Source organism: Vampirovibrio sp. (assembly GCF_041737375.1).
In the GTDB taxonomy this organism is placed as follows: Bacteria; Cyanobacteriota; Vampirovibrionia; order Vampirovibrionales; family Vampirovibrionaceae; genus Vampirovibrio.
The window spans coordinates 128,931-138,158 of sequence record NZ_JBGSRV010000015.1 but is presented as its reverse complement, the minus strand read 5'-3'; the positions used below and the strand labels follow the sequence as shown (position 1 = coordinate 138,158).

At 51.2% G+C, this 9,228-nt stretch carries 6 protein-coding genes and 1 pseudogene; 3 read left to right on the top strand and 4 right to left on the bottom strand.

Annotated features, from left to right (window positions below; translation table 11 throughout):
* From ACEW81_RS10925 to ACEW81_RS10915, 3 genes and pseudogenes are all read left to right on the top strand, one after another.
* A pseudogene (locus ACEW81_RS10925) lies at window positions 1–431 on the top strand (hypothetical protein); the annotation flags it as partial.
* A gap of 413 nt (window positions 432–844) precedes the next feature.
* On the top strand, window positions 845–2,062 hold the full coding sequence (locus tag ACEW81_RS10920) for a hypothetical protein (protein WP_373533017.1): 1,218 nt from the start codon (window positions 845–847) through the stop codon (window positions 2,060–2,062).
* 108 nt (window positions 2,063–2,170) lie between these two features.
* Window positions 2,171–4,252, top strand: a complete 2,082-nt coding sequence (locus ACEW81_RS10915; protein WP_373533016.1) for an Eco57I restriction-modification methylase domain-containing protein — start codon at window positions 2,171–2,173, stop codon at window positions 4,250–4,252.
* Here the strand turns inward: ACEW81_RS10915 and hemG are convergent.
* Genes hemG through hemE form a run of 4 tightly spaced genes read right to left on the bottom strand, consistent with a single transcriptional unit; the run spans window position 4,221 to window position 9,185 of the window.
* Complete coding sequence (gene hemG / locus ACEW81_RS10910; RefSeq protein WP_373533015.1) at window positions 4,221–5,624, bottom strand: protoporphyrinogen oxidase; 1,404 nt, start codon at window positions 5,622–5,624, stop codon at window positions 4,221–4,223. The genes ACEW81_RS10915 and hemG overlap by 32 nt on opposite strands.
* A gap of 1 nt (window position 5,625) precedes the next feature.
* Window positions 5,626–6,675: a ferrochelatase gene (gene hemH, locus ACEW81_RS10905; RefSeq protein ID WP_373533014.1), complete on the bottom strand. Its 1,050-nt coding sequence runs from the start codon at window positions 6,673–6,675 to the stop codon at window positions 5,626–5,628.
* A gap of 30 nt (window positions 6,676–6,705) precedes the next feature.
* On the bottom strand, window positions 6,706–8,103 hold the full coding sequence (gene hemN, locus ACEW81_RS10900) for an oxygen-independent coproporphyrinogen III oxidase (RefSeq protein WP_373533013.1): 1,398 nt from the start codon (window positions 8,101–8,103) through the stop codon (window positions 6,706–6,708).
* A 17-nt stretch (window positions 8,104–8,120) separates the two neighbouring features.
* On the bottom strand, window positions 8,121–9,185 hold the full coding sequence (gene hemE / locus ACEW81_RS10895; protein ID WP_373533012.1) for a uroporphyrinogen decarboxylase: 1,065 nt from the start codon (window positions 9,183–9,185) through the stop codon (window positions 8,121–8,123).
* Between the last annotated feature and the right edge of the window lie 43 nt (window positions 9,186–9,228).

Below are 9,228 nucleotides of genomic sequence, written 5' to 3'. Positions count from 1 at the left end.
AAGGCGCTGGAGCCACTCAGATGCTACAAATGATGGTGCCTCTTCTCGGCTCTGCTTTACAAATATTGTTGACTGTTTTAGGCAGTGGCAATGCTACTAATTCACCTGGCACTGCTGGTGCAGGTGCGGCAGCCGGTGGGGGCGTCTTGGGCGGCACTGCTGGTGCAGGCACTGCGGCAGGTGGTACCGCTGGAAGCGGTGAGATTTTAAAAATGATAACGCCTATTTTTGGTGCTATTTTACAAATAATTATGACTGCTTTAGACGGTGGTAATGCTACTAATTCACCTGACAGTGCTGTGAGTAGTGCTGGAACCGATAAAACCGGTGACACCGGAAATACGGGCACTGGTAACACTGGCAATACCGGTACTGGCAATACCGGAACAGACGCGGCCCAGAAGCCGAAAGCCGGTGGTGGTGGTTACTAATTCGTAATCCCAACCTATTTAATTGAGTTCTGAAGGCAGTCGCTTTATTTTGAGCGACTGCCTTTATATTTTTTGGTAAAAGGGTCGCTTATTTGGAAATTTTAGAGTGGGTTTTGTTCAAAACCGCCATGAATCCTATAGTTCTGTTACTAAAATGAATTAAAAAGCAATTATCTAGGTTAGTTTGTTTTTATTTTAATGTGAGAGATATCTGTAGTTTAAGTCCAAGTCTGTTGAACGGATTGATCGCAAGCGCACGGAAATTCATTACCAGAGAGCGTCATTGTATTTAAGTTCAAGTATTTTGAGAGCGTAGTTTCAATCGAAGTAATCACAACCTTTTCGTCATTTAAATGTGTGGTTTCAGTCCGTTATTTGGAATAATCGGCGCAAAGAATTTAAGGAGAGTACAAATGGTTAACGCGATGGGCGGATATAGCAGTTCCGCATACGGAACTGGCCCCAAACCCAAAAAGGCGGCCACTGAAGCTGCTGAAGCACCGGGAGAAATGGCTGCTGCCAGCAAGGCGGCATCCCTAAAATCTTCTCCTCGTCAGATTCAGGGTTATATTGAAGCCACTGATGAAAATGGAAATATTAATCAAGATAAAGCCAAACAATATGGCACCACCCGCACCACCGCTCAGGAAGCTTATGTAGGTGAGTTCCTTTTAGGAAAGCGTTCAAAAAACGCCGCTGACATTGCGGGTGCTACTCAGCAAGCCTACAAGGATATGAACTCAGCCGATCCCAATGAGAAGTCGGCAGGCACGTTTGCCTTTGTGGCTTCTGCCTACAAAAATAATGGTGGTAATTATAACAACGGCAAATTAAAAGAAATTCTTGAAAAATCTGGCCGCAGTGATTTGGTTACCAAAGGCGTTGGAGAGAAAGACGTACAGACTCTGGGCGCCGTTTATCAAGCCATTCGGGATGGGGATGTTTCCCTGAAGCAGGTTTTTGACGGCACTGGTGAAGACGCCGTTGATGATGATCAAAAGTATCAGAAAGCCATTGATGCGGTGACCACTGGTAAAATTGGCGCCGATTTAAATGGGGATCATGGTGTAAAAGGTTCCGGCAATACTGGCAATTCAGGCAATACTGGTAACTCTGGTAATTCTGATGGCGTCGCTGCTGATAAAGCTGCCTCTTCTTCGGCAGCCGATGCTTCCGGGGCGGCCAATAATCCGATGGCAGGCCTGATGATGATTTTACAAATGTTGATGCAAATGTTAATGGGGCTGCTTGGTGGTGATGCTAGTGGCTCGGGTCCATTTGGTGGTGCTTTGAGCGGTGCCGGTGCTGAAACTGGCGGTACTGGAAACACCGATATTGCTGGCGTCAGCAAATATGGAACCGGCGATACCGGAAACACCGGAAACACTGGAAATACCGGTAACACCGGCAATAGCAAAGCTGACACTGGCGACACCGGAAATACCGGTAACACTGGCAATAGCAAAGCTGACACTGGTGACACTGGAAATACCGGTAACACTGGCAATAGCAAAGCTGACACTGGCGACACTGGAAATACCGGTAACACTGGCAACAGCAAAGATGGAGCCGACAAGCCCGCTGGCGACGAAAAGAAGCCCGAAGCTAAAAGCTCTGGTGGGGGGTACTAATTCCAGCACCAATAGACAGTTTAAAAAACGGCCCGCAAGGGTCGTTTTTTTTGTGTGGGTTGTCATTGCATTCTTTTCTTCAGTTTAAATATGCAATAAAATGAATCAATGCAATCCATAGGCCAATATAATTTAATTTTCTCCAACTGGCCAGTATTATCGCTTGCGGCTTGGGGGCAGCTGTTGGCGGAATTTCCGGTTAGAGGCTCAGGCTTACCCCCCACCACTGGGGGCGCTGGTTTTGAAGAGGCAGATATTCAACCCTTATTGCTGCAACCCAACGATGATTGGGTGTTTTTATACGAGCGGATTCAGGAGCGACTGGCTCGGCAGGCTCGAAGTAAAGGCGAGGCGCAACAAGGGGTTTTTTACACCCCGGTTTCTATTGCGCATTATTTGGTTCAACAAACCTTGGGCGTTTATTTAGCGCAGCAATTGCGGCGCATTGAACAAGCGGTTTCCGGGCAGCGGCTTCAAGCGGCGCAGGCTGATTTACAGCGTGTAGAAAGCTTAAAACTGATCGATCCCGCCTGTGGAACGGGCGTGTTTTTGGTGGAAGCCTTGAAAAAATTGCATGCTTTTTACGGGGCCATTCAGCAGCAATATCCCGTTCTCAAGCTTCAAGGCAGCGCGGCTTACAGTGTTTGCCATCAATTGTACGGGCTGGATCTGGACCCGGCCAGTGTGTTCATTACCCGCTTGCGATTGGCTCAGTGGGTTGGCTGGCTGGATTGTCAGCATGAGCCGCTGAACTTACCCCTTCACGCCGAACTGGTGCAATGTGCGGATACCTTAAGTACCCCTCTTTTTGCGGAAATGGCTTGGCATTTTGTATTGGGCAATCCGCCTTATATTTCTGAAGTTCGCAAACAGGCAAAGCGTTTTGCGCCCCTGCAAACCAGTGGCTTTTATCAGCCTAAAATGGATTTATGTGATGCCTTTACGGCATGGGCCATTCACCGATTGGAGCCTGAGGGCCAACTAGCCTATGTGTTGCCGCAGTACTGGACCCAACGCACCAGCAGCGCCCCGCTTCGGGCGTTGCTATGGCAAGAGGGTCGCTTTCAGGAAATTTGCACCTTTGGGGCCACCCCTGTTTTTAAAAACGCGCCTGGTCATCATACCGCGCTGCTGGTTTGGCAAAAAGGCTCGTTCCCGCAACCAGACGCCGATAGCCAGCCGGTTTTATGGGGGCAACCGGATGCAGTGGATCGTTTGTCTCACTGCAACTTGCAACCTGCTATTTTGTTCAGGCAGACTCAATCGGGTAAATTTTTGTTGGGGGCTGCGGTGGAAATTGCGTTGTTGCAGCGTTTGTCGAGCTTGCCGCCCTTGTTGGCCCCTCGACAAATTCAGCAGGGAGTGGTGTTGCCGCAAGGTCGTTTGAAATTCTCGGATTGGAAAAAATTGCCGTCCCCTCAACAAGCCAAAGTAGCCCCCGGTTCCGGTATTTTTTTGCTGAATCAGGCCGAGGTGCGGCAGCTTCAGTTTGGCCCTGAAGAAGCGGCCTTATTAAAACCTTATTACGGTCCTGCCGGATTTTTGCCCTTTCAGGGGGTTAATCAGGCCCCATCACAGTATCAGCTAGTTTATACCGATGCATCCGCCCGCCGTGCCATGGCTCTTAAGCCTGAGCAGTATGCCCGTTTAAAAGCGCATTTGGATGGCTTTGCATCCATTTTAACCTCTGCGTTTAAGCCGTACGGTCTGCATCGTGCCCGCCAAAAAAAGTGGTTTGAATCCCCTGAAAAAATAGTTTGCGCCCGACAGGTCATGTCGCCCGCCTTTGCGGTGGTCCCCCAATGCGCCTATGTTTCCGAAGGGTTTTATGTGTTGCTGCCAGAAGGGAATAACCCGGCCTATTGGTGCGCCCTGCTGAATAGCCGATTGGGCTGGTACTGGTTTTATCATCAAAAACGCAAAGGGCATCGCTTGCAAGTGGATAAAGATGTGTTGCTCACGTTCCCGCAACCCCGGTTTCAAGAACCCGAGCGGGTGCATCAACTGTCGGCGCTCAGTGAGGTCTTGGCCGGTGAGTTGCACCCCTCTCAACGCAAGGACTTAACCGAGGCATTGAACCAGTTGGTGGATGCCGCTTATGGGGTTACAGCCACAGAAAAAGACTGCATGCAGGCCGCCTATCATTCTGTTTTTGAATCTAGGGTTGGGCCTGTTGTTGAGCCAACTTGATTTGCTCTGCGGCTTGAATGCCGGATTTCACGCATTCGTTCAAGGCAATGCCCCGTATATAATTCCCGGCCAGATGCAGGCCTTTTCGCTTTTTTAAATCCGTTTCAATGGCGGAAATGCGCTGTAAGTGGCCCAGACTGTATTGGGGAATGGCTTGCTCGTAAAAAAGCACGTTTGAAAATTGAGGTTCTAAAGACCCTTTTAAGTGAAATACCGTTTGTAAATCCTGAACGGCTTGCCCCTGAATTTGAGAGGCTTTGTGCCAAATGGCTTCCGGGTAGTGCGCCCCCCCAATAAAATGGCTCAACAGCACTTTGCCCGCCGGGGCTCTTTCTGGAAACAGGCTGCTGGCCCAAATAGCGCCCAACAGCTTAATGTTTTCCTTGCGTGGAATCAGGCAGCCAAATCCATCCAGCGGGTGTTGAATCTGTTTGGCATGAAAGCCCAAATGGGCCACGGATAATCCGTTATAAGGAATTTTTTCCAAATGACGGCTGGCCTCTGGGGCCAAGGTTTTTAACAGGCGGGCCGCCACATAGGCAGGCACCGCAAGCACTATATTTCGGGTTTCCAGCGCTTCCCCTGATTCCAGAACAACCTGATAACCGCTTGCGGCTTTCTCAATTTGACGGACTGGGCAGTTGAGCCTTAAAGCGTTGGGGGGCAGGGCGTTTGCCAAGGCATCGGTTAGGGTTTGCAAGCCCCCTTCAAAACTCATTAATTTCATTCTGGATTTTTTAGGCTGCTTTTTGGCCGCTTGCATCGCCGCTTTGGCCGCCAGAAACAAACTGCCAGCCTGTTGTTCCATTTGCCATACTTTGGGGAATACGGCAGGCATACTCAGGGTTTCCACGTTGCCCGCATAAATGCCGCTAATGAAAGGATCCACCAGATTTTCCGCCACTTCCCGACCCAGCCGATGGGAGAAAAAGCCCGCCACGCTCATATCATCCGCCTGACATTTGGGCTGGAAAGGCTCCCGCAATAACCGGAGTTTTCCAAGCAGCGATAATACCGTCGTGGTTAGCGCTTGCCAGGGTTTGGTGGGCAGGGCGCTCAGTTTGCCGTTCAGGTACAGGTAGCGTTTTTCCGCTGAGCCATGGGTGGCTTTGGGCAGCAGGTTCAAAGCCTCGCACAGGGCAATTATTTCTTGGGCGGTGCTAGGGAAGGTGTGCGGCCCCCATTCAAAGGTGTAACCGTCCTTTTGTTCGGTTTGAATCAGTCCGCCTGCCCGGTTAGAGGCTTCCAGCACCTCGAAGGATCGGCCCTCCTGATGCAGATGATAGGCGGCAGTCAGGCCACTAATGCCCGCCCCAATAATGAGGGTTTCTATGGTTTGTATAGGAGGGGCTTGCCTGTCAGGGGAGTGCATATCAGGCGCTGGCCTGCGCTTTCAACAGTTCTGGAAATGAGGAAAAGGGGAAGGGATTTTCCTGAGCTTCCAGTTGCACCAGCGTTAGCTCGGCCAAAGCCTGAATAAAGCTGGCATTTGTATTGAGCGAAGGCGCCCGGTAACAGTGCTGAATGCCGAGTTCACGGGCCAGTGGAATATACTCCTGATCAATTTCCACCAGCGTTTCCACATGATCGGATACAAAGCTGAGGGCCACCATTAAAATGTTATCCCGGTTGTTGGCCGCGAAATAAGGCAGAACCCCTTCGGTGGCAGGCCCCAGCCATGGCATTTTGCCCACTTGGCTCTGGTAAGCCAGCTCCCACGGGTTGTGGGGGAAAAAGCGGGTGGCAATGGTTTCCGCGCAGCTGTAAATTTGCTCCGGGTACGGATCTTTGGTGCGCTTGACATGCCGAATGGGCAGACTGTGGGCGCTGAACAAAAGTTGCACTTCGTTTTTGGGGCAAGTCCAGGGGTGAGCGTTCAACCCTTCTTCAATGCATTCCTGCATGGCTTGCAGGTAAGTGGGATGATCGTGATAAGGCGGCACCACGCTAATATCCAGCTGCACCCCTTTGGCATCCAGTACCCGTTTTAATTCGTTTAAACTGCTGCCGGTGGTAGTGTAGGAAAAATGCGGGTAAAGCGGCACTACAATTAATCGCTGAATGCCATCCTTCACAATCTGATCCACCGCTTCTTCGGTAAAGGGATGCCAGTAGCGCATGGCGATATAAATGGGCATTTCCGGTTGCCCACGTTGCATTAATGCCTGTTTCAAGGCTTCACCCTGAGCGATGGTAAATGGCAATATGGGAGAACCTCCGCCCATCAGTGCGTAGTTTTCCTGGGCCAGTTCTTCCCGCTTGGTGGAAATCAGCCAAGCCAGCGGTTTTTGAAAAATAAAGGAAAGCGGCAACTTAATGATGTCTGGATCTGCGAACAGGTTGAACAGAAAAGGTTTCACGCTTTCCAGATTATCTGGCCCGCCCAGATTCAAAAATAAAATGCCGGTTTTGGATGAAGGCATGCGAACACTCCTTGCAATCTGGTGGAACCATCAAACGGTTTTGGAAAAAGTGGGTTTGTCGTTGCTGAGTTTGGGCAAATAGGCATCAAACGGCATGGCGATATTGCGGCTGAACAGGCGGCCTTTGGGGGTGACGCTCAAGCTGGTTTCAGTCAGCGTGAGCAGCCCATCGTTGGCCAGATCTTCCAGTTTGGGGAAGGCTTCCGCAAAGTGGGTTTTGAAGGGAATGCCAAAGCGCTCTTCAAAATTTGCGTAATTGATTTGGCCGGGGCATAAAATGGCCAAAATCACCGCTTGTCGCAAGCGATCTTCCGCACTTAGCTCATAACCACGCATGGTGGGAATGCGCCCGGCATCAATGGCTTCATAGTATTGAGACAATTTGCGCCAGTTTTGGGCAAATTGGCCTTGCAGCCCGCTAATGGCGCTTACCCCAAACCCGTATAAATCGCTGGGTAAGTGGCCGTGCTGGACGGTGTAGCCCATAAAGTTGCGGTGCAAGTTGCCGCTTTGCAGGGCCAGACTTAATTCATCGGTGGGTTTGGCGAAGTGATCCATGCCAATGTATAAATAACCCGCATCAGTCAGCATTTGCAGGGCGGTTTGCAAAATCTGGAACTTGATTTCGCTTTCGGGCAGGGCCGCTTCTGGAATCTGGTTTTGGTGCGGACTGAGCCACGGCACATGGGCGTAACTGTAAAGGGCAATGCGATCCGGGCTGAGCTGAATCACGTCTTGAACAGTTTTTTCAAAACTGGCCACCGATTGATGGGGCAGGCCGTAAATCAAATCAAAGTTCAGCCCTTCAAAGCCCAGTTTGCGGCATTGCTCGGTGGTGGCTGCGGTCATATCCAGCGGCTGCACCCGGTGGATGGCCTCTTGTACTTGCGGGTTAAAATCCTGAACCCCCAGGCTGATGCGGTTAAATCCCAGTTCTTTCAGCAAATCAATTTGGCCTGGCGTGGTCACTCGGGGATCCACCTCAATGGCCACTTCCGCGCCGGGGGCCAGCTGGAATAAATCTGTCTGGAATTTGAACAGACGGGCCATTTGCTCCTCAGACAGGTAAGTGGGCGTTCCGCCCCCCCAGTGGAATTGCACCACCGGGCGACTGCGATCCATCCAGCCCGCCATGGTTTCCATTTCCCGAAACAGATAGCCCAGATACTTTTCGGCCTGATCTCGCTGCTGGGTAATGACCACATTGCACCCGCAAAACAGGCAGCGGCTTTCGCAAAAAGGCAGGTGAACGTAAAGCGAGAGCGGATGCGGATTGCTGCCAAACGGCTGGTTGGTTGTGCGCACGGTTTTCTCATGCGCTTCCGCATTGTAGCTATCCTGCCACATGGGCGCGGTTGGATAGCTGGTATAGCGAGGGCCAGAGGTATTGTATTTTTGCAATAATGCTTGAGATGCCAGAGTTTCCATCGGGAAATCCCCTTATGTTAAGGGTGTGCGGGGGTTAAAGCGCTTTCTTTCACCAGATCGACCAGTAGGCGAACATTCTCCACCGGGGTGGGGGGTAAAATGCCATGGCCTAAATTGAAAATATAGCCCTGGTTTCCACCTTCGGCAATCAGGGCTTGCACCATGGGCTTTAAGACTTGGGGGCTGCTAAACAGGGCGGTGGAATCTAGATTGCCTTGCAAGGCGAAGCGATGGCCCACAATCTGTCGGGCATCACTAATGGAGGTAAGCGGGTCCACGCTGATTACATCCGGTCCGGCTTCGGCCATCAGTGGCAAAAGGCCCCGGCTGTTGTTGACGTACAAAATAACCGGCGTTTCATCCCGTTTCAGGTTGCGTATAATTTGCTGGTGATAAGGCAAAATGAAGCGTCGGTATTCCGCTTCACTTAAAATGCCGCCCCAGGTATCAAACAGCTGAACGGCTTGCGCCCCTGCTTCAATTTGGGCGTTCAGGTAAAGGGTGATCGTTTCGGCCAGTTTGCCCAGTAAACGGTGCAGCACGTCCGGGGCGTCGTACATCATGCCTTTCAGTTTGGCGAAATGTTTGCTACCACCGCCTTCAATCATGTAGCTGGCCAGTGTCCAGGGGGAGCCCGCAAAGCCAACCAGTGCGGTATCGGGCCTGCTGGCCAATTCCTGGCGCATGCGGCGAATAATTTCCATCACAAACCCGGTCTTTTCAAGCGGATCTGGAATAATCAGGCGATCCACATCCGCCGCCGTTTGCAACGGATTAGGGAAGTGAGGGCCGCCATCCCCAAACACCACTTCCATGCCCATGGCCTCTGGCGGAATTAAAATATCAGAGAAAATAATGGCCGCATCCATTTCAAAGGCGTTGATGGGCTGCATGGTTACTTCCACAGCCACGTCCGGGGTTTTGCACAGTTCCAGAAAACCCATTTTCTGGCGGATGGCCCGGTATTCGGGCATGTAGCGTCCGGCTTGCCGCATCAACCACACGGGGGGTCTGTCTAAAATTTCCTGACGGCAGGCTTTAATTAATCGGGGGGCGCTGGGGGCGGCATTCTGTGAAGTCACGAGGTATATCCTTTTTTCAAATCGCCAGACAGACAGAGCAAGG